Annotated in this window: 20 protein-coding genes; 7 read left to right on the top strand and 13 right to left on the bottom strand. The window is 64.1% G+C overall.

Annotated elements, in window-relative coordinates:
* Positions 1 to 13 precede the first annotated feature (13 nt).
* Positions 14 to 1,234: an ammonium transporter gene (locus NDO55_RS10485; RefSeq protein ID WP_252115003.1), complete on the top strand. Its 1,221-nt coding sequence runs from the start codon at positions 14 to 16 to the stop codon at positions 1,232 to 1,234.
* 60 nt (positions 1,235 to 1,294) lie between these two features.
* Here NDO55_RS10485 and NDO55_RS10480 read toward each other — a convergent pair whose 3' ends face one another.
* The 4 genes from NDO55_RS10480 to katG all read right to left on the bottom strand — a co-directional run bounded on the left by NDO55_RS10480 (position 1,295) and on the right by katG (position 6,507).
* Positions 1,295 to 2,848 carry an alanine/glycine:cation symporter family protein gene (locus NDO55_RS10480; RefSeq protein ID WP_252115001.1) on the bottom strand — a complete coding sequence of 518 codons (1,554 nt, stop codon included), beginning with the start codon at positions 2,846 to 2,848 and terminating at the stop codon, positions 1,295 to 1,297.
* Between the two features lie 82 nt (positions 2,849 to 2,930).
* A complete protein-coding gene (locus NDO55_RS10475; RefSeq protein WP_252115000.1) occupies positions 2,931 to 3,737 on the bottom strand; it encodes an alpha/beta fold hydrolase in 807 nt (268 codons plus the stop codon).
* Positions 3,734 to 4,159 carry a nuclear transport factor 2 family protein gene (locus NDO55_RS10470; protein ID WP_252114999.1) on the bottom strand — a complete coding sequence of 142 codons (426 nt, stop codon included), beginning with the start codon at positions 4,157 to 4,159 and terminating at the stop codon, positions 3,734 to 3,736. The genes NDO55_RS10475 and NDO55_RS10470 overlap by 4 nt, the downstream gene beginning before the upstream one ends.
* A 143-nt stretch (positions 4,160 to 4,302) precedes the next feature.
* Positions 4,303 to 6,507 carry a catalase/peroxidase HPI gene (gene katG, locus NDO55_RS10465; protein WP_252114998.1) on the bottom strand — a complete coding sequence of 735 codons (2,205 nt, stop codon included), beginning with the start codon at positions 6,505 to 6,507 and terminating at the stop codon, positions 4,303 to 4,305.
* A 190-nt stretch (positions 6,508 to 6,697) separates the two neighbouring features.
* On the opposite strand from katG, the gene NDO55_RS10460 reads away from it, so the two are divergent.
* Entirely contained in the window at positions 6,698 to 7,873 is a 1,176-nt protein-coding gene (locus tag NDO55_RS10460) for an acetyl-CoA C-acetyltransferase (RefSeq protein WP_252114997.1), read from the top strand.
* Here NDO55_RS10460 and NDO55_RS10455 read toward each other — a convergent pair.
* Both NDO55_RS10455 and NDO55_RS10450 read right to left on the bottom strand, forming a co-directional pair.
* Positions 7,870 to 8,289, bottom strand: a complete 420-nt coding sequence (locus tag NDO55_RS10455) for a VOC family protein (protein ID WP_252114996.1) — start codon at positions 8,287 to 8,289, stop codon at positions 7,870 to 7,872. The genes NDO55_RS10460 and NDO55_RS10455 overlap by 4 nt on opposite strands.
* Complete coding sequence (locus NDO55_RS10450; protein ID WP_252114995.1) at positions 8,286 to 9,557, bottom strand: TetR/AcrR family transcriptional regulator; 1,272 nt, start codon at positions 9,555 to 9,557, stop codon at positions 8,286 to 8,288. Before NDO55_RS10450 ends, NDO55_RS10455 begins: the two co-directional genes overlap by 4 nt.
* Positions 9,558 to 9,694: 137 nt before the next feature.
* Here NDO55_RS10450 and NDO55_RS10445 point away from each other — a divergent pair, with 137 nt between their 5' ends.
* Genes NDO55_RS10445 through NDO55_RS10430 form a run of 4 tightly spaced genes read left to right on the top strand, consistent with a single transcriptional unit; the run spans position 9,695 to position 16,844 of the window.
* A complete protein-coding gene (locus NDO55_RS10445) occupies positions 9,695 to 12,814 on the top strand; it encodes a TonB-dependent receptor (protein WP_252114994.1) in 3,120 nt (1,039 codons plus the stop codon).
* Positions 12,815 to 12,832: 18 nt separating this feature from the next.
* The gene (locus NDO55_RS10440; RefSeq protein ID WP_252114993.1) at positions 12,833 to 14,332 is read left to right on the top strand and encodes an SLC13 family permease; all 1,500 of its coding nucleotides are present in this window, start codon (positions 12,833 to 12,835) and stop codon (positions 14,330 to 14,332) included.
* Complete coding sequence (locus NDO55_RS10435; protein ID WP_252114992.1) at positions 14,329 to 15,465, top strand: M14 family metallopeptidase; 1,137 nt, start codon at positions 14,329 to 14,331, stop codon at positions 15,463 to 15,465. Before NDO55_RS10440 ends, NDO55_RS10435 begins: the two co-directional genes overlap by 4 nt.
* Positions 15,456 to 16,844: a lyase family protein gene (locus tag NDO55_RS10430; protein WP_252114990.1), complete on the top strand. Its 1,389-nt coding sequence runs from the start codon at positions 15,456 to 15,458 to the stop codon at positions 16,842 to 16,844. Before NDO55_RS10435 ends, NDO55_RS10430 begins: the two co-directional genes overlap by 10 nt.
* Here the strand turns inward: NDO55_RS10430 and hppD are convergent.
* Positions 16,841 to 17,938 (bottom strand): 4-hydroxyphenylpyruvate dioxygenase, encoded by a 1,098-nt coding sequence (hppD, locus tag NDO55_RS10425; protein ID WP_252114988.1) that lies wholly within the window; start codon positions 17,936 to 17,938, stop codon positions 16,841 to 16,843. The genes NDO55_RS10430 and hppD overlap by 4 nt on opposite strands.
* Before the next feature lie 86 nt (positions 17,939 to 18,024).
* Between hppD and argH the strand changes: the two genes are divergently transcribed.
* Positions 18,025 to 19,416, top strand: a complete 1,392-nt coding sequence (gene argH / locus NDO55_RS10420) for an argininosuccinate lyase (RefSeq protein ID WP_252114986.1) — start codon at positions 18,025 to 18,027, stop codon at positions 19,414 to 19,416.
* Here argH and NDO55_RS10415 read toward each other — a convergent pair.
* From NDO55_RS10415 to argC, 6 genes are read right to left on the bottom strand one after another with little or no spacing between them, the layout of a single operon-like run.
* Positions 19,413 to 20,642: an argininosuccinate synthase gene (locus NDO55_RS10415; RefSeq protein ID WP_252114984.1), complete on the bottom strand. Its 1,230-nt coding sequence runs from the start codon at positions 20,640 to 20,642 to the stop codon at positions 19,413 to 19,415. The genes argH and NDO55_RS10415 overlap by 4 nt on opposite strands.
* The gene (locus tag NDO55_RS10410; RefSeq protein ID WP_252114982.1) at positions 20,639 to 21,097 is read right to left on the bottom strand and encodes an arginine repressor; all 459 of its coding nucleotides are present in this window, start codon (positions 21,095 to 21,097) and stop codon (positions 20,639 to 20,641) included. The genes NDO55_RS10415 and NDO55_RS10410 overlap by 4 nt, the downstream gene beginning before the upstream one ends.
* A complete protein-coding gene (argF, locus tag NDO55_RS10405; protein WP_252114980.1) occupies positions 21,094 to 21,966 on the bottom strand; it encodes an ornithine carbamoyltransferase in 873 nt (290 codons plus the stop codon). Before argF ends, NDO55_RS10410 begins: the two co-directional genes overlap by 4 nt.
* Entirely contained in the window at positions 21,963 to 22,856 is an 894-nt protein-coding gene (gene argB / locus NDO55_RS10400; protein ID WP_252114978.1) for an acetylglutamate kinase, read from the bottom strand. The genes argF and argB overlap by 4 nt, the downstream gene beginning before the upstream one ends.
* Positions 22,853 to 24,013, bottom strand: a complete 1,161-nt coding sequence (argJ, locus tag NDO55_RS10395; RefSeq protein WP_252114976.1) for a bifunctional glutamate N-acetyltransferase/amino-acid acetyltransferase ArgJ — start codon at positions 24,011 to 24,013, stop codon at positions 22,853 to 22,855. The genes argB and argJ overlap by 4 nt, the downstream gene beginning before the upstream one ends.
* Positions 24,010 to 25,023: an N-acetyl-gamma-glutamyl-phosphate reductase gene (argC, locus tag NDO55_RS10390; protein ID WP_252114974.1), complete on the bottom strand. Its 1,014-nt coding sequence runs from the start codon at positions 25,021 to 25,023 to the stop codon at positions 24,010 to 24,012. Before argC ends, argJ begins: the two co-directional genes overlap by 4 nt.
* Positions 25,024 to 25,073 lie beyond the last annotated feature (50 nt).

Raw genomic sequence — 25,073 nt, 5'->3', positions numbered from 1 at the left:
GCACCTGCAACAAATGTCGGGGGATGCGACGATGATCGACAGTGGTGACACGGCCTGGATTTTGACGGCGACCTTGCTCGTCATGCTGATGACACTGCCCGGCCTCGCTCTATTCTATGGCGGGCTGGTGCGATCCAAGAACGTGCTCTCCGTCATGAGCCAGGTCATGGGCGTGGCTGCCATCGTCATGCTGGGCTGGGTCGGCTGGGGCTATAGCCTGGCCTTTTCCGGCGACGGTCCGATCATCGGCAATCTCGAGCTCGCAGGACTGGTCGGCCTCGGCCCCGACAGCGAGAGCGGCTCCATCCCCACGCTCGCCTTCGCCGCTTTCCAGATGACCTTTGCCGCCATCACCGCCGCCCTCGTCGTCGGCGCCGTGGTCGAGCGGATCCGCTTCTCCGCGATAATGCTGTTCTCCTTACTCTTCCTCACCTTCGTCTACGCGCCGATCGCGCACATGGTGTGGGGCGAGGGCGGGCTCATCCTCGGCATGGACGCGATCGATTTTGCCGGCGGCACCGTGGTTCACATCAATGCGGGCATTGCCGGCCTCGTTGCGGTCGCCTTTGCGGGCAAGCGGCGCGGTTTCATGAAGGACATCATGCCGCCGCACAGCCTCGCTTTGCTGTTTATCGGCACGGGCCTGCTCTGGGTCGGCTGGTTTGGATTCAATGCGGGGAGCGCGCTCGAGGCGGGCGGCCTCGCCGCGCTGGCCATGATGAACACCTTCATTGCCCCGGCGGCGGGCGTGCTGGCGTGGATGGCCGCCGAGCGCATCCGCTCGGGCAAGCCGTCGCTGCTGGGTGGGGCGTCGGGTGCGATTGCCGGCCTCGTCGCCATCACCCCGGCGGCAGGCGTCAGCGGCCCGCTGGGCGCCATCCTGCTGGGCACCGCGTCGGCACTCGCCTGCTACGGCTTCGTCGCCATCCTCAAGCACAAGCTCAAGCTGGACGACAGCCTCGACGTCTTCGGCATCCATGGCCTTGGCGGTCTGGTCGGATCGGTCGGGTTGGTCGTTGCGGGGCTGCCTGCGCTGGGCGGCCAGGGCGATTATGTCTTCATCGACCAATTGGGCGTGCAGGTGCTGAGCGTCCTCATCGCCATCACCTGGTCCGGTATCGGGTCGACGCTCTGCTTCCTCATCGTGAAACTGGTCGTGCCGATCCGCGCCGAAGAGGATGACGAACGCCTCGGCCTCGACCTCGCCGAACATGGCGAGCGCGCCTACAATTAGCGCATAAGAAAAAGGCCGGAGCGCGATGCTCCGGCCTTCTCCCCCTCCCCAACGGGGATCCTAGTGGCCGACGCCGGGCGGCGGTGCGGCGAAGTCCTCGCCGTCGTCGCCCTTCTTTTTGATGGCCTTCAGCTCGTGCGTCGGACCGGCCGTCTTGTCGCCCTTGGCGAGTTTGAAGACGACACCCGACAACAGGGCCAGCGCCAGAAGGTTGGGCAGCGCCATTGCGGCATTGGAAATATCGCCCATGCGCCAGACCAGTTCGAGCTCCTGGCTCGCGCCGACATAAATGACCACGCACCAGAGCAGGCGCCACATGAGGTGGAGCCGCTTCTCGCCCGTGACGCTGGCGCCCGGGATGCGGTCGTAGATGAAGGTGATCGCGCGTTCGCCATAATAGCTCCAAGTGAGGAGCGTCGTGAAGACGAACAAGATGAGCGCGAGACTGACGATGAAGGTGCCGATCGGAATGCCCGCCACCAGCATCGGGAACGCAGCGCCGTACGCGGCCGACGTCATTTCGAAGCCGTTGAGGCCCGACTGCCAGGCATGCGCCACCGCTTCGCCTTCATAGGTGAAGTCACCGCGCACGGTGAGGATCACCAAAGCGGTCATGGTGCAGATGACGATCGTGTCGATGAACGTGCCGAGCATCGCCATGCGGCCCTGCTGTTCGGGATCGTTGGTCTGCGCCACGGCGTGCGCGATCGGGGTCGACCCCTGGCCGGCTTCGTTCGAGAAGAGGCCGCGCGCCGCACCGGCCCGGATGGCGATGATGATCATCGCCCCCAGGAAGCCGCCCGAGGCAGCCTGCGGGTTGAATGCACCGTGGAAGATGAGGCCGAACGTCTCGGGCAGGTCGCCTGCATTGAGGATCAGCGCCAGGATGGCGAGCAGGATGTAGGCGACCGCCATGACCGGCACAATCTTCTCGGCGACGGCGCCGATCGACTTGATGCCGCCGACGATGACGATGAACACCGCGACCGCGACGATGGCGCCCGACAGCCACTCTTCGAAGCCGAACAGTTCGCCGAAGCTGTCGGCGATCGAGTTGGCCTGGATCGAGTTGCCGGTGACGACCGCACTGAACAAGGTGCCGATGCAGAAGAGAATGGCGAGCCAGGTCCACTTCTTGCCGAGACCCATCATGATGTAGGTCATCGGACCGCCGCGATAGACGCCGATGGCTGCCTTTTCGCGATAGCGGATGGCGAGGCTGCCCTCTGCGAAGGCCAGCGCCATGCCGATCAATGCAGTGATCCACATCCAGAAAATCGCGCCCGGGCCACCCAGCGTGATGGCCGTCGCGACGCCGGCAAGGTTACCCGTGCCGACCTGCCCCGACAAAGCCGTCGAAAGCGCGGCGAAGGGCGAGATTTCGCCATCGCCTGACCCCTTGCGGCCCGCGAACAGGCCCTTGAAGGCACTGCCGAGCTGGCGCAGCGGATAGAATTTGAGGCCGACCATGATGTAGAGGCCGATGCCGAACAGGACGAGCACCATCGGCGGAAGCGGGATGACCTGCTCCCCGCCCCAGGTGCCGCCCCAGATGAAATCGGAAATGTTGGTAACGCGGTCGATCAACGACACGCCTTGTTCTTCAACTGCCATGAAAATGCGCCTCCCCGAGCGCCAAGGGTTTCAGTTCAGTGACGCACGATAGCGACAGGCAGGGCGCTGGCAAGGCGCTTTGTCAGCGCGCCGCCTCGGCAAGATCGGCTCGGACGCCGGAAAGATGCCCGTTCACCGCCCAGCGGACATGTTCGACATCGACGCCGCTGCGTGCCTCCGAGAGGATCGAAGCGCCATGGGTTTCGCTTGCGGCGATGAAGTAGCCGTGGCCTGCCGCATCGAATGCCGCGGCCTCTTCCATGCTGCTCTCGCTCGATGGCCGAACGACTAGCGCACTCACTCGTGCCTCCTCGGCGTAAAGCAGGGCCTTGCATTCCTCGACCGGCCCTCCACCTGCCGGAGAAAAGGCAAGGAGGCCGCCGACCAGGTCCGGATTTTTGGCTGCGGCCTGAAAAATGAGAGAGCCCGAATAGCTCGAACCCACCAGCAACACCGGGCGCAGCGCATTAAGTTCGACGCTGCGCAGTAACGCGGCTTCTACGTCGGCATAGGCGTTGCAATAGGTGGGCTCGATATCGTCAGGCAGGCCCGCCGCGGTGCGGTTGGTCATCCCGAAACGGTCGCCGCCCATCCGCAAATCCCACGCGATAGCGCGGAAGCCCTGGGCATGGAAGAATTCGGCGAGCTCCGCATATTCGCCGCGCGCATCGCCGCCACCCTGGTGGAACAGTACCGCCAACGGCGCATTGGGCGGCAAGTCGCCATAGTAAGGCGTGCCATAGACGGTGACGCCATCACTCGAGCGCGCGGTCAGCACCACCTCGGTCGAGCGGCTGGTCTCGTTGCCCATGCGGGGCGGACCGAGCGGCTCGCTCGGGGCGCAGGCACAGGCCAATGCCGCAATCGCGATGGCGGCGCAGCGGCTCACTGGGCCTGATAGACCTTGGCGACGATCTTCCACTCGTCATCGAACTTGTAGAGCGCGAGCACGTCGACGAAGCGCGGATTGCCGTCCACAGCGAGATCGACCCGCACCGTGGCCATGGTGCCGTCGCACTGGCTGAGCGCCAGCTTGGCTTCGACGTCGGCCTCGTTGGAGCCAAGGTCGTCGGGCCAGCCACCGATCCAATCCTCGATCGACATGGAGCGCATTTCGCCATCACGGCGCGCCTGCATCACGAAATCTTCGTGGAAACCCGCATAGACGAGCGCCTTGTCTCGCAGCCGCCAGATGCCGTCGACATAGGCGCTGTCGACCGTTTCCACCGCGCCGGCGCATTGCTCGCCGTGATGATCGAGGCCCGTATCGGCCGCCGCCAGCAACGCCAGCGCTGCAATAACCGTGATCATTCGCCCTCTCCTCATTCAACCTGTTCCTGAGCAGGCTCGCTATGCCGAGCGTCGCGCGCAAGGGCGAAATCGACCAACGGACATGAAAAAAGGCCCCCGGCATCGCTGCCGAGGGCCCCTTTTCGGTCCGTCAATCGAAGCGCCTAGTTGTGATACTTGGCATATTCGATGTCGAAACGGTCGGCGTCCATGACCTTGGTCCAGGCGCGGATGAAGGTGTCGACAAACTTCTTGTCGCCGCCCTTCTCGGCAAAGACTTCGGCAATGGCGCGCAGCTGCGAGTTCGACCCGATCACAAGGTCGACGCGGCTGGCGCGATAGGTCTCGTCGCCGGTCTCGCGATTGTGACCGGTATATTCTTCTTCCTGCGTCCCTTCGACGGGATGCCACTCATTCTCCATGGTGAGGAGGTTGGTGAAGAAGTCGTTCGACAGCGTGCCGACGCGATCGGTGAACACGCCGAGCTTGGAGTTGCCGCTATTGGCACCCAGCACGCGCATGCCGCCGACCAACGCGACCATTTCGGGGATGCTGAGGCCAAGGAGATGCGCCTTGTCGATCAGCATGTCCTCGGTCTTCACGCCTGCCTTGGTCTTCAGATAGTTGCGGAAACCATCGGCGAACGGCTCGAGCGGCTCGAAGCTTTCGGCATCGGTATGCTCGTCAGTGGCATCGCCGCGACCCGTGGTCACGTCGACATTGACGTCGTAGCCGCCATTCTTGGCCGCGCTTTCGATTGCCGCCGCACCGGCCAGGACGATGGCATCGGCCATCGACAGGTCGCCGCGAAGCTCATCGAGCTTGCCAAGAACATTGGAGAGCTCTTCCGGATCGTTGGCCGCCCAATTCTTCTGCGGCTCGAGACGCACGCGGGCACCATTGGCACCGCCGCGATTGTCCGAGTTGCGGAAGGTCGAGGCCGAGGCCCAGGCAGCCTTCACGAGTTCGCTCACGGTAAGGCCGCTATCCAGCACCTTCGACTTGAAGTCGGCGACGGCGCTGTCGGACGGGGTCGAGCCGGCCGGGACCGGATCCATCCAGATCAGCGTTTCTTCGGGGACTTCCGGGCCGAGGTAACGGACCTTGGGACCCATGTCGCGGTGGCACAGCTTGAACCATGCGCGCGCAAACGCGTCGTCGAGCGCCGCCTGGTCGTCGCGGAAGCGCTCCGAAATCTTGCGATAATCGGGGTCCATCTTCAGCGCCATGTCGGCGGTGGTCATCATCGTCGGGACCTTCTTGGAAGGATCGCGCGCGTCGGGCGCCATGTCTTCCTCGTCCGGATTGATGGGCTGCCACTGCTGCGCACCGGCAGGCGATTTGACCAGCTCATAGTCATACTTGAACAGCAGGCGGAAATAGTCGCCGCCCCACTGCGTCGGGTTGGGCGTCCATGCGCCTTCGATGCCCGACGTGGTGATGTTGCCGCTGGCAATCTCGTCCTTGTCATTGAGCCAGCCGAAGCCCTGGAGGTGCAGGTCTTCGCTTTCCGGCGCACCGCCGAACGTGTCGGCCGGATGCGCGCCATGCGCCTTGCCGAATGCGTGGCCGCCGGCGGTCAGCGCGACCGTCTCTTCGTCATTCATCGCCATGCGCGCGAAGGTCTCGCGCATGTCCCGGGCCGACAGAAGCGGGTCGGGATTGCCGCCCGGGCCTTCCGGGTTGACGTAGATGAGGCCCATCTGGATCGCCGCGAGCGGGTTTTCCAGCGCCTTGCCCTCGTCGGGGATGATGCGAGTTTCGACGCCCTGGTCGACCCACTGTTCTTCCGTGCCCCAATAGACCGTTTCCGGCTCGTAGACGTCGGCACGGCCGCCGCCGAAACCGAAGACCGGTCCGCCCATCGATTCGATGGCCACGTTACCGGTGAGGATGAACAGGTCGGCCCAGCTGATCTGCGTGCCGTACTTCTGCTTGATCGGCCACAGCAGGCGACGCGCCTTGTCGAGGTTGCCGTTGTCGGGCCACGAGTTGAGCGGGGCGAAACGCTGCTGACCGCTCGATGAACCACCGCGACCATCGCCGGTGCGATAGGTGCCGGCAGCGTGCCAGGCCATGCGGATGAAGAAGGGGCCATAATGCCCGTAATCGGCCGGCCACCATTCCTGGCTGTCGGTCATCAGCGCGGTGAGATCGTCCTTCAGCGCCTTGTAGTCGATCGTGTTGAATGCTTCGGCATAGTTGAAGTCTTCGTCCATTGGGTCCGCAGACTTGCCCTGCTGCGTCAGGATTTCGAGGTTGAGCTGGTCAGGCCACCAGTCACGGTTGGTGCGGCCAAGAAGGCTGCGCGTGCCACCATCATGGTGGAACGGGCAACCGCCGCTCATTTCGCCGGTTTTTGCGTCCATTGGATAAGTCCCCTCTGATCAGAATATTGCGGGCGCGCGAGAGACTCGCCGCCTTCATGATGCCAATGGTGCGGCAATGGCGTTCGTTCCGTCCAACGGGGATGATTTGTAAGAGCAATCGAAACAATCAATCTTCGTCTTGCGGAACCGTCGATCAATGGTCGAACATGCAAGGCGAAGGAGAGACACATTGCCCGAAGCCTATATCGTCGCCGCCAAACGGACTGCAGGCGGCAAACGCGGCGGTGCGCTACGCGACTGGCATCCCGCCGATCTCGGCGCGGCCGTGCTCGATGCGCTGGTCGCGGACAGCGAAATCGACCCCGCTGCCATCGAAGACGTCATCATGGGCTGCGTCAGCCAGGCGGGCGAGCAGGCCTTCCATATCGGGCGCAGCGCGGTGCTTGCCTCGTCGCTTCCGGAAAGCGTGCCGGCGGTGACCATCGACCGGCAGTGCGGCAGCTCTCAGCAATCGCTCCACTTTGCCGCGCAAGCGGTGATGAGCGGGACGCAGGACGTGGTTGTCGCGGCGGGCGTTGAGAGCATGACCCGGGTGCCGATGGGAACGCCGTTCGTGGCGCCGGCCAAGGCAGGGCTGCCATCTGATCCCTGGAGCCCGGCGATCAAGGAGCGGTTTGGAGTCTCGCAGTTCAGCCAGTTCGTCGGCGCGGAGATGATTGCGCAGAAATATCAGATGACCCGCGAGGCGCTCGACAGCTTCGCGCTGGAGAGCCATCGCAAGGCCTCGGCGGCCACCGAAACGGGCGCATTTGCCGATGAGATCGTCCTGCTCGACGGGCTCGACAGGGAAGGCAATACGATCCGCCATGATCGCGACGAGGGCATCCGCCACGATGCCTCGATGGAGGGTCTCGCGAGCCTCGATCCGCTGACCGATGGCGGGGTGATCACGGCGGGAAATGCCAGCCAGATTTGCGACGGGGCTGCGGGCCTGCTCGTCGTGTCAGAGCGCGCGCTCAAGGCGCATGGGCTCACGCCGCTGGCGCGGGTCGACGCGCTGGCCGTGACTGCAGGTGACCCGGTGATGATGTTATGGGAGCCCATTCCGGCGACCGCCAAGCTGTTGGATCGCGCCGGACGCAGCCATGCCGACATCGACTTGTACGAGGTTAACGAGGCCTTTGCGTCGGTCCCGCTGGCCTGGCTGCACGAAACGGGTGCGGACCCCGACAAGCTCAACGTCAATGGTGGCGCGATCGCCTTGGGCCACCCGCTCGGCGGGACCGGCGCGAAACTGGCGACGACGATGATCCATGCGCTGAAGGCGCGTGGCCAGCGTTTCGGGCTTCAGACGATGTGCGAGGGTGGCGGCATCGCCAATGCGACGCTGATCGAGGCGCTCTAGTCGCGCGCGAAGATCCGGCTGTCGTCGGCGAATGCCTTGAACTCGAGCGCGTTGCCGGCCGGGTCCTTGAGGAACATGGTCGACTGCTCGCCCACCTCGCCCTTGAAGCGGGTATGCGGCTCGATCACGAATTCGGTGCCCGCATCAATCAATCGGTCGGCCAATGCCTGCCAGTCGGCGGGGCGCAGCAGCAGCCCGAAATGCGGCACAGGAACCGATTTGCCATCGACCGGATTGTGCGAGGCTTCCGTCTTGGGCGCGAGATGCGCGACGATCTGGTGGCCGAAGAGGTCGAAGTCGATCCAATGGTCGCTCTCCCGTCCCTCCGGACAGCCGAGCACGCCGCCGTAGAATGCCCGCGCGGCCTCGAGATCGTCGACGGGAAAGGCGAGATGGAAGCGGGGGCGATCGGTCATGAACGCGAGCCTATCCCGAACAGGAGCGGCGCGAAATAGTCGGCGGCATGGGGATGCCCGCCCGCACTGCTGCCCGGTCGTCGCAGCCCTGCATCGGGCGACCAGTTGAGCGTTGCGCCGGTGAGCACGCCGAAGATCATCGTCTCGACCGCCTCCAGTTCGACCGGCCGGACGCTGCCGTCGGCCATGCCCTGCGCGACGAGTTCGCCGAAGCCGGCAGTCGCGCGGCGCAAGCGGGCATGTGCCAGCGGGCGGATGCGCTGCGCCAGCGCTGGATAGAGCGAGACGCGGAGCAGCGGGTCGACATCGTTGACATGGCCATCGAACAAGCGCGACAGCGCATCGAACAGGCCGGCCAGTCCGTCGGGTGCGGCGCGTCCCATCGCGACGGCTTCCTCGACCCGGTCGAGCGAGCGTTCGACGCAGGCTTCGAGCAAGGCCGCCTTGTCCTCGAAATGATAATAGAATGTCCCGCGTGTCACGCCGAGATCGTTGGCGATGTCGTTGACCGAAAGCGCGCGATAGCCGCGCCGATTGAGGTGACGCGTGCCGACGCGCACGAACGCGTCGAGCTTCATGCGATTGCGCGCCTCACGGTCGAAGAGCAAAGATTCCGCATCGATTCCGTCGCGCAGCACGGGCGAGCGAAACTGGCGGTCGCGCGACGTTGCGAGGCCGTGGGTCAGCAGGTCGAGAAAGGCGTCGATCGCCTGGTCCTGCCCGTCGAGCGGCACACGGGCCAGCCAGCGACCCAGCCAATAGTGAAGCGACAGGATGAACTGAACTGCTGCATCGCCGCTTGCGGGCGAGAGGCTGCCATCGGCAATGCCCTCGTCGACGAAGCGCTGCAGCATGGCCGCCTGGCGATTGAGCCGCGCGTGGAGTGCCTGCTCGCCCTCACCGCCCAGGCCTGCCGGATCGCGCAGCATGGCGACGGGGCGACCCTGGCGCGCCTCGTCGGCGGCGTGGTGGGCGAAGTTGCGGATCCAGCTTCGAATGCGTGCCAGCCCGTCAGGTGCCTGCGCGGCCAGCTCGAGCTCGGCATCGGCAGCATCGCAGCTCGCTTCATAGGCGGCGGCGAGCAGCGCCTCCTTGCTCTGAAAATGGTAGGAGATGCTGGTCTTGGCCGTGTCGAGCGCCGCGGCAACGTCTTCCAAGCGCGTGTCGAAATAGCCCTGTTCGTTGAACAGCCGCACGGCGCGCGCGAGGATCAACCCGCGCTTGTCGCTCCGTTTTGCCGCCTGCAAATTGGCCTGTCCGTCCCGCATCGATCCCGTCCGATACCCCCCTGTCACTCGAAAACAACGATAAATTCGTTTTTTGAACCAGATGTATAAAAGTATTGACTTGGTTCAAGCCAAACGCAAGACCGGGCACATCAGGACAGGAAAACAGGGGAATTTCGATGATGACGCTGCGCTCGGGACTTTTTGCCGGCACCGCTTTTGCGAGCCTCGCGCTGCTGCCAGCCGCCGCAATGGCACAAGCGCAACAGGGCCCGCAGGACTCCCAGCCCGCTGCCCAGCCCGCCACGCCGCCGGATGACGAAGCCGTCGTCATTACCGGCCAGCGCGGCTCGATCCTCGAATCCATCGACGACAAGCGCGACTCCGACGCCATCGGTGACACGTTGAGCGCCGACCAGCTCGGCCTCTTCCCCGATCCCAACGTCGCCGAAGGCCTCGCCCGCATCCCGGGTATCGGCTTCCAGCGCGAGAACGACACGGGCGAGGGCGAATTCATTTCGATCCGCGGCCTCGACGCTTCCTACAATACCGTTTTGTTCAACGGCATCCGTACCGGTACCGCCGACGAGTTTCGTCGTACCGCGCTCGACATCGTGACGGCCAACAATGTGTCCTCGATCCGCGTCACCAAATCCCCGCTGCCCGAAGACGCCTCGGAAGGTATTGGCGGCGTGGTCGACATCCGCACTCGGGGCCCGCTGGAGCGGCGCGAGGGCGGCTTTCTGCAGGGCGATATCCGCGACAACAGCTTCGTCGACAATTACGGCTACCGCATTGCCGGCGGCTATACCTGGGTCGACCCCAGCGACACGATCGGCATCAATATCGCCGCCAGCTATCGCAAGACCTATCTCGACACGATCTACGTCAACCCGGCCAGCTTCACGCTCGAGCAGGTCAATGCGATCACGCTCAACGGTCCGAACGGCCCGGTGACCTTTGTCGACGAGGACCCGCTGACCTTCGTGCCCGAAGGGTTTCTCGACCCCAACGACTTCACCAACGAGCAGATCAACTTCGAAGACAATTTGATAGATCGGGACAATTACAACATTTCGGGTGTGATCGACTGGCGCCTGTCGGACTCCACGGTCCTGACATTGGGCGGTCGTTATACGCGTGACGACACCTACCAGACGACGTCGAACGTCGAGTTCGATGCCGACAATGGCGACATCGATCCCGACGGTATGGGCGGTTTCCTGCCGAGCGACTTCCCCGATCCCGAAGTCACCTTCGAGGGCCAGATCGAGGATTCGATCGAGGAACGTGAGGCCTACTTCCTCCGCGGCCAGACGCTCGCCGGCAATTTCACCTTCGACTATGTCGTCGGCTACAGCCGCGCCTTCGAAGACGAGCCCATCCTGTCGATCGACTTCACCAACGATTTCGACGACATTCCGGGCGGCCGTGCCGACAATGACGTGACCTTCGTCCCGCTCGACTTCTCCAATCCGCCTTTCGCAGCGCCGCTGCCCAAGGACCTCGACGTCTTCCTCCAGGGCATCGACCCCTTCTGCCGCGACGACGACAACGAGCCGTGCGGCGAGATCAACGATTTCGACGAGGACCTCGTCGATAGTCTCGAGAACAAGCGTTACAATGCGCGTTTCGACACCACCTACGACTTCGACGACCAGGATGGCTTCCTGCGCCAGGTGAAGGTCGGCGTGATGTACGAGCGGTCGGAATATGACGCGCTGCGCATCGACATTTCCAACGTCGATGACAGCCTCGGCCCGAATGGCGAGTTTCTCGGCGTCGACCGTTCCGACCGCTTCGGCGGCAGCCTGCCCGACAACAACGCCGCGCTGGGCGACTACGGTCTCGTCGATGGTTCGATTTCGAGCTTTGACCGCATCGGCGACCCCTACGCCAGTATCGGCTTCTTCGGCGTCACCCTGTTCGATCCCGATGCGCTGCGCGACCTTCGCGACACGTTCCGCAGCACCTATTATGCGAGCCAGGCCGCACCGCTCCTGATCGAGCGCGTCGGCGCCGAAGAGGATTTCTATACTGGCTACGCGCAATTCCGCGTCGGCTCGGGCCCGCTCGAAATCATCGGCGGCGCTCGCATCGAGCAATATGAAGGCACCTTCTTCGCGCCGAGCAGCTTTACCGGTTCGATCTTCTTCGATGAAGGCGATGGCGGCGATGCCTTCCAGCTGGTCGCGCCCAATGCGACACAGACCTTTACCAGCACCGACAATTTCGAGGTGCTGCCGCGTATCATCGCCAATTATGACATTTCGGACCAGTTCAAGGCCCGCTTTGCCTATACGACGGCACTCGCTCGCCCGACCTTCGACCTGCTGGCTGCCGAAGTCGACGGCGATTTCGATATCGAACTGACCGAAGGCGTCGCCTTGGCCGATGCCACGATCGGTGATGTCGAGAATGTCGATATCGACTTCTCGCTCGGCAATCCGGAGCTTCGGAATGCCTACAGCCAGAGCTTCGACATCAGCCTTGAATGGTACCAAGATCGCGGCAATGCCATCACGCTCGCCGCTTTCTACAAGACGATCGACGACTTCATCTTCAACAGCTTTGCCGTCGAAGGGCAGCTCGATGCCACGTCGCAGCAATTCGACCCCGAAGCCGCAGTAGCCGCTGCGCCCTTCACCGCCGAAGGTCGCGCCCTGCTCCAGCAGCTCGGTGGCATCGATGCGCTGGTCGCCCTGCCGCAAGCCTCGGTGTCGATCCGCCAGCCCAACAATGGTCGCACGGCAGAAGTTTACGGCCTCGAGCTTGGCGTGTTCCACTCGTTCGATTACTTGCCCGGCGCGCTGTCGAACCTGTTCTTCACGGGTAACGTGACCTGGCAGGAAACGAGCATCGATCTCGAACTCGGCACGCTGACCGACGATGATGCGCTGGTTATTCTGGGTCTCGCGCAGGCCGGCGACACGTATGTTGCCGAATATGACCTGTTCAATGCCCCCGAATGGACCGGCAATGCCGCGCTCACCTATCAGGATGACAATTGGGAGGCGACGGTCGGCTATCGCTATGCCGGGCTGCAGCTAGAAGAGATTTCGAGCTTCGGCTTCACCCAGTACATCCAGCCGCGCGGCTTCGTCGATCTCGACATTGAATATGCCTTCCGCGATGTCGGCCCGTTCAACCGCGTGACCGCCGTGCTGTCGGTCAACGATGCACTCGACAATGGTCGCAAGCCGACCACCTACGAGACCAATATTCGCCAGGACTTCTTCCCCAACTTCGCCTCATTCAACGGACGCACGGTGACGCTGGGCTTGCGCACGACCTTCTAGCGCGAGACAAGACCTGTCATGAGTTTGACCGAACAGGCCGCGAGCGAAGCCTCGGCCGGCGGGGACGTCCCTGCCGACCGGGGCCTTGCCGCACGCATCGGCCTTATCGCCGGCCCGCTCGTCGGGCTTCTCGTCACCTTTTTGCTGGGCGGCAGCGAGCTGTCGCCCGAAGGCGCACGCACGGCCGGCGTCGCCACAGTCATGGCGATCTGGTGGGCGACCGAGGCTATTCCGGTCGCCGCGACCGCTTTCCTTCCGATCGTGCTATTCCCGACCCTGGGCGTCCTGCCGATGGAGGACACGACCTCGCGTTATGCGCACCCGGTCATCTACCTCTTCTTCGGCGGGTTCGTCGTCGCGCTCGCCATCGAGCGGTGCGGCCTGCATCGCCGCATCGCGCTCAACATGGTCCGGCTGACGGGCACCAACGGTGCGGCATTGGTCGCCGGTTTCATGGGCGCCGCGGCCGCGATTTCGATGTGGATCGCCAATACCTCGACGACCCTCATGCTGGTCCCCATCGCCTTGTCGATGATCGCCGTTGTACGCGACAGCATGACGGGGCTGACCGAAAAGCAAGCGCGGCATTTTGCCACCGCGCTCCTGCTCGGCGTTGCCTATGGCGCGACACTTGGCGGCGTTTCGACCTTGGTCGGCACCCCGCCCAATGCGTTGATGGCCGGCTTCATGGCCGACGAATATGGCGTCCAGATCGACTTTTCGCGCTGGATGCTGGTCGGCGTGCCAGTTGCGCTCATCATGCTGCCGATCACCTGGCTGATGCTCACCAAGGTCATGTACAAGGTGAACTTCAAGTCGACTGCCGATGCCAAGGCGCATGTCGATCGCCTGCGCAGCGAATTGGGGCCGGCAACCACGGCCGAGCGCCGCATAGGCATGTTGTTCCTTTTCCTCGTTATCGGCTGGGTTTTCCGCAAGCCGATCAGCGCCGCGCTGGGCATCGAGGGCGTTACCGATACGAGCGTTGCGATGACCGCGGCCTTGCTCGCCTTCATCATCCCCGCAGGCTCGATGCCCGGCCGGCTGATGCGCTGGCGCGACATGAAGAAGCTGCCCTGGGGCGTGCTGATCCTGTTCGGCGGCGGGCTCGCGCTGGCCGCAGCCATGAGCGAATCCGGTCTCTCCGCCTTCATCGGTGCGCAGCTGGCGCCGCTCTCGAGCGTGCACCTCGCCATCCTCATCGTCGCAGCAACCGCGATGGTGATCCTGCTCACCGAGCTGACCAGCAACCTTGCCACCACGGCGACCTTCCTGCCGGTCATGGCAGCGATCGCGATGGAAACGGGTAATGACCCGCTTACGTTCATCATCCCGATCACGCTGGCTGCGAGCTGCGCCTTCATGTTGCCGGTCGCGACCGCGCCCAATGCCATTGTCTTCTCGACCGGCGCGGTGACGATCCCGCAGATGATGCGCGCCGGTTTGCTGCTCAACCTGTGCGGCGTGGTCGTGCTCTCGATCATCGCACTGACGCTCGCACCGATGGTGTTCGGATGATCCTCGCTGCCCTCGCCCTCACGCTCGCCGGTCCGGCCTGCGACGAGGGGGCGGTGCAGCTGAGGACCGATTTCGTCGGTGCGGGTCGCCATGGCTGCGAACGGACGGAGAAAGGTTTTCGCCTGACGGTCGAACCCGAAGCGACGCCGATCAATCCCAGCCCCTGGTATGCCTTCGACATCATCAGCGAGGATGGCGGCCCGGTCGAAGTCGAGCTGGTCTATCTAGACAGCCGCCATCGCTATGTGCCGAAGAAGTTCGCGCCGGGCAGCGCGTGGCATGACCCGATCCCGGATCGCGTCGAATTGCTCGATGGCGGCAAGCGGGCCGTGCTCCGTCTCGATCCCGAAGCGGGCTGGACGAGATATGCCGCCCAAATGGTTTTCACTTCGACTCACCGCCTTGCGCATTACGAGCAATTCGCGCGCGGTCATGGGTTCGAGATGGATATGTGGGGGATGAGCGGCGAAGGACGGCCTGTCCCGAAAATCACCTCCGCGCCCGAAACGCCCGGCCACCCGACGGTCCTGCTGCTCGGCGGCCAGCACCCGCCGGAATGGACTGGCACCGCCGCCATGTCGCAGTTCCTGAACCGCATTGCCGGAGGCGACGATCTCGCCAGCGAATTTCGCGAGCAATACGGCCTGCTGATCTTTCCGACGCTCAATCCCGACGGCATCGACAACGGCAATTGGCGCTTCACGATGAAGGGCGGCGATCTCAACCGCGATTGGGGACCGTTCGAGCAGGTCGAGAGCAACCTTGTCCTCGAAGCATTGGAGGCGCTCCAGCCCGATCGCTGCCTTGCGCTGATGATCGACTTTCATTCGACGCGGCGCGACGTCCTGTACACCCCGGCGCCGAAGGCAAATGCCGACCCGGACGACTTCCTGCCCCGCTGGATCGCGCACATCGACGGCGCCATGGGCGACGAGGAGGGTTTCGACGTCAGCGCCAACCACAATCCCGGCCTCCCCACCGCCCGGACCTGGTTTTCGGAAACCTATGGCCGCCCCGGCGTGACGCTGGAGATCGGGGATGAGACCGAGCCGCTACGTATCGAGCGCTTGGCGACCGCAGCCGCCGAGGCGATGATGCAGACTTTACTTGAAAGGCCCGTCACATGCGACTGATCCTCGCCGCCTTGCTCCTGATCGCCTGGCCGGTGGCTGCCGAGGCCAATGACGCGCAGGAATTGGTCGAGGAAGTGTTCGATCCGGCGACCCGCAACCTCAACGTGATGCGGCTTGAGGCGGCGATTGCGCAGGCACAGGCCGATGCCGGCATGATCAGCCAGGAGGCTGCGGCCGAAATCGCAGCAACCGCCAATCTCGACACCGTTCCGCTGGACGCAGTCGAGGCCGAATATGACATCGTCCGGCACCGCATGGTCGCTTTGCTCAACGTGTGGCGGCGCTCGCTCTCGCCCGAAGCGGCCAAGGCGCTGCATTTCGGGGTGACGACGGTCGATATCTATGACGGCACGCGCGTCCTCCAGATGCTCGAAACGCTATCGATCCTGCGCAGCGCGATGCGACGTAACGAAACCGCGATGATGGAAATCGCCATCGCGCATCGCGACACGCTCATGGTCGGGCGCACGCTGGGCCAGCACGCCTTGCCCATCACCTTCGGCAAGAAAGTCGCGGTCTGGGCCGCGGCCAATCGGCGCCATATCGAGCGGATCGACGAGCTTGCATGCCGCCTGCGCACCTTGGGCGTGCTGCGCGGTGCGGTCGGCAGCCATGTCGGGCTCGGCCCGCAGGCCATCGAGGTCGAGCACGCCTTTGCGCGCGAGCTGGGCCTCGGCCCCGTCAATCCCGCCGACTGGCATGGCCATCGCGACGTGTTCGGCGAATATGGCCAGCTGCTGGCGCTGATCTCGCGCAGCTATGCCGGAATCGGGCAGGAAATCTGGATGCTGCAGATGACCGATATCGGCGAGGTGGTCGAAACCCGGCCCGCCGGCGCGCAGTCCAGCTCGACCATGCCGCACAAGGTCAATCCGTCGCGCTCCGAAGCGCTGATGCACTGGGGCCGCGTCATCCCGGCCCATGCCAGCATCCTCATCGACGATGTCGCCAACATGTTCGAGCGCGACAATACGTCGCGTCCCAATGCCACGGTAGAGGACATCTCCATCGCCGCTGCCGAAATGGTCGACGACATGGCCGTCCTGCTGCGCCGTATCGAGGTGAACGAGGAGCGGATGCGCGAGAATCTCGACCGTACCGACGGCATGATCCTCGCCCAACGCATCGTCTTCCACGTACAGGACGATCTGGGCCGCGAACATGCGGAGGAATTGGTAGCCGCTGCCGCGCGCAGGGCGATGGAGGGCGACATGAATTTCCGCGCCGCGCTTCTGGCCGATGCCGAACTCGGACCGCTGCTCGCGGACGAGATCGACGCCCTGCTCGACCCGGCTACCTATACGGGGCTGGCCGCCGAGCAGGTCGATGCGACGGTGCGGATGCTCAGCGAGGCGCCAACCTCGCCCTGCGGCTCTTAAGCGTCTTCCTCGACCTTCAATGCACCGCGCTTGATCTGGTCGCGCTCCATGCTTTCGAACAGGGCCTTGAAATTGCCTTCACCGAAGCCGTCATCGCCCTTGCGCTGGATGAATTCGAAGAAGACCGGCCCGATATTGGCCTCGGCAAAGATCTGCAGCAGGAGCCGCGGCTTGCCGCCCTCGACGCTGCCATCCATCAGGATGCCGCGCGTCTGCAATTCGCCGACCGGCTCGCCATGGCCCGGCAGGCGCTCGTCGAGCATTTCATAATAGGTTTCGGGCGGCGCGGTCATGAAGGGCACGCCGAATTCCTTGAGCCGGTCCCAGCATGAATAGAGATCGTCGCAGATGAGCGCGATATGCTGGATGCCCTCGCCGTTGAATTGCTTCAAATATTCCTCGATCTGGCCCTTCCCACCTTCGCCTTCCTCGTTGAGCGGAATGCGGATCTTGCCGTCGGGCGCGGTCAGCGCCTTGGAGGTGAGACCGGTATATTCGCCCTTGATGTCGAAGAAGCGGATTTCCTGGAAGTTGAACAGCTTCTCATAATAGTCGGCCCAATAGGCCATGCGGCCATTATAGACGTTGTGGGTGAGGTGATCGATCATCTTGAAGCCCGCGCCCTCGGGATGCGGCTCGACGCCTTCGATATAGTTGAAATCGATGTCGTAGATGGTGAGGTTCTTGCCCTCGGCGCCCTCATAGCGGTCGATCAGGTAGATGTAGCTGCCGCCGATCCCGCGAATGGCCGGAATGACCAGTTCCATCGGGCCCGCATCACGCTCGACCGGCTGTGCGCCCTTGTCCATGAGGTGATCCCACGCCTTCTGCGCATCGCGAACGCGAAAGCCCATGCCGCACGCGCCGGCGCCATGTTCCTGCGCAAAATACCAGGCCGGGCTCTTGGGCTCGTAATTGGTGATGAGGTTGATGCCGCCCTGGCGCCACAGCTGCACGTCTTTCGAACGGTGATTGGCGACATGCTTGAACCCCATCGCTTCGAAGACGGGTTCGAGCATGCCCTTTTCGGGCGCGGTGAATTCGACGAATTCAAACCCGTCCAGGCCGGCGGGGTTCTCGAACAGATCGGGCATGGCGTGCGACTCCCTCTCATTAGCCACGTGCAATATTCGCGCGCCGCCTAGCATGGCGGGGGCGCTTTGGGCTAGCTCTAGTGCCCATGACAAAGGACGCAAAATCGAACCCGATGTGGGGCGGCCGTTTTGGCGGCGCGCCGGACAAGGTGATGGAGGCGATCAACGCCAGCATTTCCTTCGACAAGCATTTGTGGCGACAGGATATTCGCGCCAGCAAGGCGCACGTCGCCATGCTCGGGCAGACGGGGATCATCGATGCGGATGCTGCCGCGAAGATCGCCGAGGGACTCGATGCCATTGCCGCCGAATATGAGGCGGGTGGGCTGGTAGAAAACCCGGCGCTCGAAGACATCCACATGCATGTCGAATCGCGCCTCAAGCAATTGATCGGCGAGGATGCGGGTCGCCTCCACACCGCACGCTCACGCAACGACCAGGTCGCGACCGATTTCAAATTGTTCGTGCGCGAGGCGTGCGAGGAAGCCGAGGCGCTGTTGAAAGCGCTCCAGGCTGCACTGATCGACCGCGCCGAGGAGCATGCCGAGACGGTCATGCCGGGCTTCACGCATCTCCAGTCGGGCCAGCCGGTGACGCTGGGCCATCACCTCATGGCCTATGTCGAGATGGCAGCACGCGACCGGTCGCGCTTCGTCGATGCCGCCAAGCGCATGAACCTCTGCCCGCTCGGCACGGCAGCGCTCGCAGGCACGCCCTATCCGGTCGACCGCGAGGCGACGGCCAAGGCGCTCGGCTTCGATGGTCCCACCCGCAACAGCCTCGACAGCTCGTCCGACCGCGATTTCGCGCTGGATTATGTGATGGCGGCGACGTCCACCGCGCTGCATCTGTCGCGCCTCGCCGAGGAAATCGTTATCTGGGCGAGCCAGCCCTTCGGCTTCGTTAAGCTGCCCGATGCCTGGTCGACCGGCAGTTCGATCATGCCGCAAAAGCGCAATCCCGACGCCGCCGAGCTGGTGCGCGGCCATGCCGGACGGGTGCTCGGTGCGCTGGTCAGCCTCGCGACGATGCTCAAGGGCCTGCCGCTCGCCTATGCCAAGGATCTGCAGGACGACAAGCCGCCGGTGCTGGAGGTGCGCGAACTCATCACGCTTTCGCTGGAAGCCATGCGCGGCATGATCGCCGAACTGACGTTCGTGCCCGAAAAGATGCGCGCGGCGGCGGCCTCGGGCCATGCCACCGCAACCGACCTTGCCGACTGGCTGGTCCGCGAGAAAGGCGTGCCGTTCCGCGACGCACACCACATTTCGGGAAGCGCGGTGGCGAAGGCCGAGGAGAAAGGCGTCAATCTCGATGCGCTGACGCTCGACGACCTCAAGGCGATCGACAACCGGCTCGACGAAACCGCGCTGGAGGTCCTGACCCTCGACGCCTCGGTCGCCAGCCGCACGAGCTTCGGTGGCACCGCGCCGGAGCGCGTCCGCAAAGCCATCGCCGAAGCGAGAAAGACGCTCTAGCCTTTCAGCTTGGCCCGTTGCTGGGCGAGCGTGCGCAGGCGCAGCGCGCGCAGCTTGATGAAGCCCTCGGCGTCCTTCTGGTCATAGTCGCTCTCGCCTTCCTCGAAGGTGACGAGGTCCTCGTCATAGAGCGAATAGGGGCTCTTGCGGCCGATCACGGTGGCATTGCCCTTGTAGAGCTTTATCGTGACTTCGCCCGTGACCGCGCTTTGGCTGGCGTCGATCGCGGCCTGCAGCATCTCGCGCTCGGGCGCAAACCAGAAGCCGTCATAAACGAGTTTGGCGTAGCGCGGCATGAGTTCGTCCTTGAGATGCATCGCGCCGGCATCGAGCGTGATCGATTCGATCCCGCGCCGCGCGGCGAGCAGCACCGTGCCGCCCGGCGTCTCGTAGATGCCGCGCGACTTCATGCCGACCTGCCGGTTCTCGACTAAATCGAGTCGGCCGATGCCGTTGGAGCCGCCAAGCTCGTTCAGTTTAGCGAGCAACGTCGCCGGGCTCATTGTTTCGCCGTCGATCGAGACGGGATCGCCGGCCTCGAACCCGATCTTGATGACAGTCGGCGTATCGGGCGCGTCCTCGGGCGACACGGTGCGTTGGAACACATAGTCCGGCGCATCGACATCCGGGTCCTCGAGGACGCGGCCTTCGGAAGAGGAATGCAAGAGGTTCGCATCGATCGAGAAGGGTGCCTCGCCGCGCTTGTCCTTGGCGATCGGGATCTGGTTGGCTTCGGCGAAGGCCAACAGGTCGGTCCGCGACGCGAATTCCCAATCGCGCCACGGGGCGATGACCTTGATATCGGGCTTCAGCGCATAATAGCCGAGTTCGAAACGGACTTGGTCGTTGCCCTTGCCCGTCGCGCCATGACAGACGGCATCGGCGCCGACCTTCTCGGCGATATCGACCTGCCACTTGGAAATGAGCGGCCGCGCGATCGACGTGCCGAGGAGATATTGCCCCTCATAGAGCGCATTGGCGCGGAACATCGGGAAGACGAAGTCGCGGACGAATTCCTCGCGCAGATCCTCGATGAAAATATTCTCGGGCTTGATGCCGAGCAATTCGGCCTTGTGGCGGGCTTCCTCGACTTCGCCGCCCTGACCCAGATCGGCGGTGAAGGTCACGACCTCCGCGCCATATTCGGTCTGCAGCCATTTGAGCATGATCGAGGTGTCGAGCCCGCCCGAATAAGCGAGGACGATCTTCTTGGGGGTCTTGGTCATTGCGTGTTTCCGGAAAGTTTGTCGGCCAAGGCGCGGGCATCGAAGCCGTCGCGCAGGGCGATGAAAAGCGTGTCGTCGCCGGCAATCGTGCCGGCAATGTCGGAGAGCTGGGCAGCGTCGAGGGCGGCGCCCACGACATGCGCGCTGCCCGGCCGGGTTCGCAGGATCACCATCCCGCTCGCCGCCTCGGCGCTGCGTAGCCATTCGCCGAGGATCCGGTCGAGTTCGGCGCTCGGCCCGTTGGTTTCCGACAGCTGCTCGGCGAGCAAATAGGCGGTCTTGCCGTCCTTCTTGCCCTTGATCGCGCCGATTGCGTCGAGGTCGCGGCTGACCGTGGCCTGCGTCGTCGGATGCCCCGCATCGGACAGTCGCGAGACCAGCTCTTCCTGGCTCGCCGCACCGCCTTCGCGGAGCATCGCGGCCAGCGCCCGGCGACGTTCCTCGACCCGGCTCATGGCCTGACGCCCATCAGGTAAGCGAGCGCGCCGCGTGCCGAATGGAGCCGGTTTTCGGCCTGCCGCCAGACCGCGCTTTGCGGGCCGTCGATGACAGGCGCGGTGACTTCCTGCCCGCGAATGGCGGGGAGGCAGTGGAGGAACTTCGCTTCGGGGTTGGCGCAGGCCATCAGCGCCTCGTCGACCTGGAAGGGCTTGAACGCAGCGAGCCGCGCTTCGCCTTCCTCATCCTGTCCCATCGACACCCAGACATCGGTATAGACGAAGTCGGCGCCATCGACCGCTGCGCGCGGGTCATTGGTTTCGGACACGCCGGGCATAGCAGCGATATCGTCGCCGAATTCATAACCCGAAGGCGCGGCGAGGACGAATTGGGCGCCGAGCTTCGAGGCACCGACCGCGAGGCTGCGCGAGACGTTGTTGCCGTCGCCGATGAAGGCGATCTTTGCGCCCTCGATGCTGCCGCGCAGCTGCTTGACCGTGAGCAGGTCGGCGAGACCCTGCAATGGATGCGCGATATCGCTCAGCATGTTGAGCACGGGCGTGTCGGGGACCGCGGCCTGCATGGCTTCGAGCACCGCATGGTCCTTGACCCGCGCCGCGACGATCGAGTGATAGCAAGCGAAGGTGCGCGCCACATCCTCGACGCTTTCGCGCCCGCCAATACCGACCTCGTCAGCGCGGACATAGACGGGATGGCCGCCGAGCGCGGTGACGGCCATTTCCATCGAATGGCGGGTGCGGGCGCTCGGCTTCTCGAACAGCAAGGCGACGCCCTTGCCGGCAAGCGGCTTGCCCGGCGAGTTCTCGGCGAGCGCCAGCATGTCGGCGACGGTCTCGGGCGCAAGTTCGGCGAGGGTCAGCATCATTTGACCTTTCGTGGGGTAATCATGGTGCCGATACCGCTTTCGGTCAGCACTTCGATAAGCAGCGAATGGGCGATCCGCCCGTCGAGAATATGCGCGCGCGGCACGCCTTCGATGACGGCGCGGATGCAGGCGGTAAGCTTGGGGATCATGCCGTCACCGACCGCGCCGCTTGCGATCAACGCCTCGGCTTCCGCAGCGGTGATGCGGCTGATCAAGCTGCCTTGGTCGCCGGGATCGGCGAGCAGGCCTGGCGCGGCGGTCAGATAGACGATCTTTTCGGCGCCCACTTCGCTGGCAATGGCGCACGCAGCGGCATCGGCATTGATATTATAGGGCTGACCCTTGGCGTCCGCGCCGACAGTCGAGACGATCGGTACCAGTCCTTCGTCGAGGAGCCGCGTCAGCACCGAGGCGCGGACCTTTTCGACTTCGCCGACAAAGCCGAGTTCAGGCTTCAACTGGCGTGCTAGCAACAGGCCGCCATCTTCGCCCGACACGCCGACGGCGACGGGGTCTTCAGGCGCCTCGACATTGAACTTGGCGACCAAGTCGCGATTGACCTTGCCGACCAACGTCATGCGCACCGCCTCGAGCGTGGCGGCATCGGTGACGCGCAGCCCGTCCTTGAACTGCCGCTCGATCCCGAAGGCGGTCAGCGTTTCGTCGATCTGCGGGCCGCCGCCATGGACGACGATGCAGCGAACGCCGACCTGGCGCAGCAGGAGCACGTCCTGCGCCAGCGCCTTGTCCACCTCGGCATCGATCGCATTGCCGCCAAGTTTGACGACGATGGTCTTGCCATCGAAGCGCTTCACGTAGGGCAGCGCCTCGACGAGGACGCGCGCCGTCTCATCGGCGGCGAGGCCGCGGATCCGGTTCTGGGCGGTCATGACGTCACCACATTTTCGGCGATGTAGCCGGGGCCGAGGTCGATCCCGATCGTGGTCGAGCTTGCGCTGCCGACGCCAAGGTCGACGGTGATTTCGGCCTCGGCCTCTTTCATGTGCGCGAGCACAGCGGCGGCGTCATGATCGACCTCCACCCCGCCCTCGGCGACGAGGATGCCGCCATAGCTGACCTTGCTCTTGTCGATGTCGATCTCGACGCCGCAGCTACCCGCGCCGGCAAGCAGGCGACCCCAATAGGGATCGGCCCCGTGCCAGCTGCATTTGACGAGATTGTTTTCGGCGATCGCCTTGGCCGCCTTGCGCGCCTCGGCCTGGCTCGCCGCGCCCGAAATGGTGAGGTGGACGATCTTGGTCACCCCCTCCGCATCGCGCGCCATCAGGAGAGTGAGCTGGTTGCAAAGGTCGGTCAGCGCAGCCTGGAACTCGGCCTTGTCGACAGTGCCTGCCCGCCCGTTGGCGAGCAGGAAAACGGTGTCATTGGTCGAGGTCGCCCCGTCGACATTGAGCCGGTTGAAGCTCGCATCTACCGCTTCGCGCAGCATGGCGGTCATCTCAGCGGGTTCCAGCGCCGCATCGGTCGTCAGGAAGGCGAGCATGGTCGCCATGTTGGGCGCGATCATGCCGCAACCCTTGGCCATGCCGCCAAGGGTGAAGTTCGACCCCTCGACAACCGCCTCCTTGGGCACATGGTCGGTGGTCATAATGGCGGTCGCGGCCTTGAGGTTGTGGTGCTTGGAGAGGTTCTGCGACAGGGTCTCGATACCCGGCAGGATCTTTTCCATGGGAAGCGGCGTGCCGATGATCCCGGTCGAACAGACGAGGATGTTGGCCGGGTCCATGTCGAGCGCCTTGGCGGTCGCCTGCGTCATCGCCACGGCGTCGTCCATGCCCGGCTTGCCGGTCCCGGCATTGGCATTGCCCGAATTGACGACGATGGCGCTCGCCTTGCCGCCGGACACGGCGAGCTGCGCCTTCGAATGGACGACAGGCGGCGCGACGAACTTGTTCTGCGTGAAGACGCCGGCTGCGGCGACGGGCTGGCCGTCGTCGGTGGCGACGATGGCGAGATCACGGCGCCGCATCTTGACCCCGACATGCATGCCGCCGGCGATGAAACCGGGTGCTGCGGTCACGCTCATGGCCACACTCCTGCAGTGGTGAGCCCGGCACCTTCCTCGAGGCCGAGCATGAGATTGGCGCACTGGATCATCTGACCAGCCGCGCCTTTCCCGAGATTGTCGATCGCGCCCAAGGCGAGCAGGTTGCCGGTGCGCGCACAGCGCCGGGCGGACAGGTGCACCGCATTGGTCCCGGCAACCGCCTTGGTCGCGGGGGCCGTTTCCGAGATATGGATGAAGGGCTCGTCGGCATAGGCCTCGGCCAGCGCGGCCAGCGGATCACCCTCGCCTGCCGACTTGGCGGTGCAAGTGACGAGGATGCCGCGATCCATCGGCACGAGATGCGGGTTGAAAAGCACATCCTGGCCGAGCGCCATCTGCATCTCGCCGGTATGGCGATGATTAAGCAGGCCGTAGGCGCCCAGAGAGCCATGCACGCTGTCGAAATGGGTTTTGGGGCTCGGTACCTTGCCGGCGCCCGACACGCCCGACATGCCGTTCACGATGATGCTGCCCGCCTCGACGAGGCCGGAATCGACCAGCGGCTTCATGGTCAGGATTGCGGCCGTGGCATAGCAGCCGGCTGTGGCCACGGCTTTGGCTCCCTTGATCGCATCACGGTTGAGCTCGGGGATGCCGTAGATGAAATCATCGAGATGCTGGGGCGCTGCATGGGGTTCGCCATACCAGGTCGCATAATCCTCCGCGCTGTCGAGGCGGAAGTCCGCGCCGAGATCGACGAAGGGCTTGCCCGAGGCGAGCAGATAGGGGGCCAGTGCCTGCGTTGTACCATGCGGCAGGGCGGCGAAGACGAGATCGACTTCGGGAAGATTCAGCGGGTCATATTCGGTAATCGTGAGGTCGGGATAGGCGAGCGCGAGATGCGGATGCACCTCGGCGACCGCCTTGCCCGCCTCGCCGCGCCCGCAGGCAAAGGCAACCTCAAGCCCCGGATGGTGAGCGACCAGCCGCAGCAATTCGCCGCCGACATAGCCGCTCGCCCCGAGGATCATGACCCGATTCGTGTTCATGCGGGCCTTTATGCATTTTTATGCATGAACCGCAAGTTTATTCAAATAAT

Origin of the sequence: Sphingomicrobium sediminis, assembly GCF_023805295.1 — a bacterium.
In the GTDB taxonomy this organism is placed as follows: domain Bacteria; phylum Pseudomonadota; class Alphaproteobacteria; order Sphingomonadales; family Sphingomonadaceae; genus Sphingomicrobium; species Sphingomicrobium sediminis.
This window is presented reverse-complemented; position numbering and strand designations above follow the sequence as displayed.

Excerpts from the sequence above, each read along its gene's own strand:
- NDO55_RS10485 (WP_252115003.1), top strand. The coding sequence starts at position 14 with ATGTCGGGGGATGCGACGATGATCGACAGTGGTGACACGGCCTGGATT.
- NDO55_RS10480 (WP_252115001.1), bottom strand. The coding sequence starts at position 2,848 with ATGGCAGTTGAAGAACAAGGCGTGTCGTTGATCGACCGCGTTACCAAC.
- NDO55_RS10470 (WP_252114999.1), bottom strand. The coding sequence starts at position 4,159 with ATGATCACGGTTATTGCAGCGCTGGCGTTGCTGGCGGCGGCCGATACG.
- katG (WP_252114998.1), bottom strand. The coding sequence starts at position 6,507 with ATGGACGCAAAAACCGGCGAAATGAGCGGCGGTTGCCCGTTCCACCAT.
- NDO55_RS10455 (WP_252114996.1), bottom strand. The coding sequence starts at position 8,289 with ATGACCGATCGCCCCCGCTTCCATCTCGCCTTTCCCGTCGACGATCTC.
- NDO55_RS10450 (WP_252114995.1), bottom strand. The coding sequence starts at position 9,557 with ATGCGGGACGGACAGGCCAATTTGCAGGCGGCAAAACGGAGCGACAAG.
- NDO55_RS10445 (WP_252114994.1), top strand. The coding sequence starts at position 9,695 with ATGATGACGCTGCGCTCGGGACTTTTTGCCGGCACCGCTTTTGCGAGC.
- NDO55_RS10440 (WP_252114993.1), top strand. The coding sequence starts at position 12,833 with ATGAGTTTGACCGAACAGGCCGCGAGCGAAGCCTCGGCCGGCGGGGAC.
- NDO55_RS10435 (WP_252114992.1), top strand. The coding sequence starts at position 14,329 with ATGATCCTCGCTGCCCTCGCCCTCACGCTCGCCGGTCCGGCCTGCGAC.
- NDO55_RS10430 (WP_252114990.1), top strand. The coding sequence starts at position 15,456 with ATGCGACTGATCCTCGCCGCCTTGCTCCTGATCGCCTGGCCGGTGGCT.
- hppD (WP_252114988.1), bottom strand. The coding sequence starts at position 17,938 with ATGCCCGATCTGTTCGAGAACCCCGCCGGCCTGGACGGGTTTGAATTC.
- argH (WP_252114986.1), top strand. The coding sequence starts at position 18,025 with ATGACAAAGGACGCAAAATCGAACCCGATGTGGGGCGGCCGTTTTGGC.
- NDO55_RS10415 (WP_252114984.1), bottom strand. The coding sequence starts at position 20,642 with ATGACCAAGACCCCCAAGAAGATCGTCCTCGCTTATTCGGGCGGGCTC.
- NDO55_RS10410 (WP_252114982.1), bottom strand. The coding sequence starts at position 21,097 with ATGAGCCGGGTCGAGGAACGTCGCCGGGCGCTGGCCGCGATGCTCCGC.
- argF (WP_252114980.1), bottom strand. The coding sequence starts at position 21,966 with ATGATGCTGACCCTCGCCGAACTTGCGCCCGAGACCGTCGCCGACATG.
- argB (WP_252114978.1), bottom strand. The coding sequence starts at position 22,856 with ATGACCGCCCAGAACCGGATCCGCGGCCTCGCCGCCGATGAGACGGCG.
- argJ (WP_252114976.1), bottom strand. The coding sequence starts at position 24,013 with ATGAGCGTGACCGCAGCACCCGGTTTCATCGCCGGCGGCATGCATGTC.
- argC (WP_252114974.1), bottom strand. The coding sequence starts at position 25,023 with ATGAACACGAATCGGGTCATGATCCTCGGGGCGAGCGGCTATGTCGGC.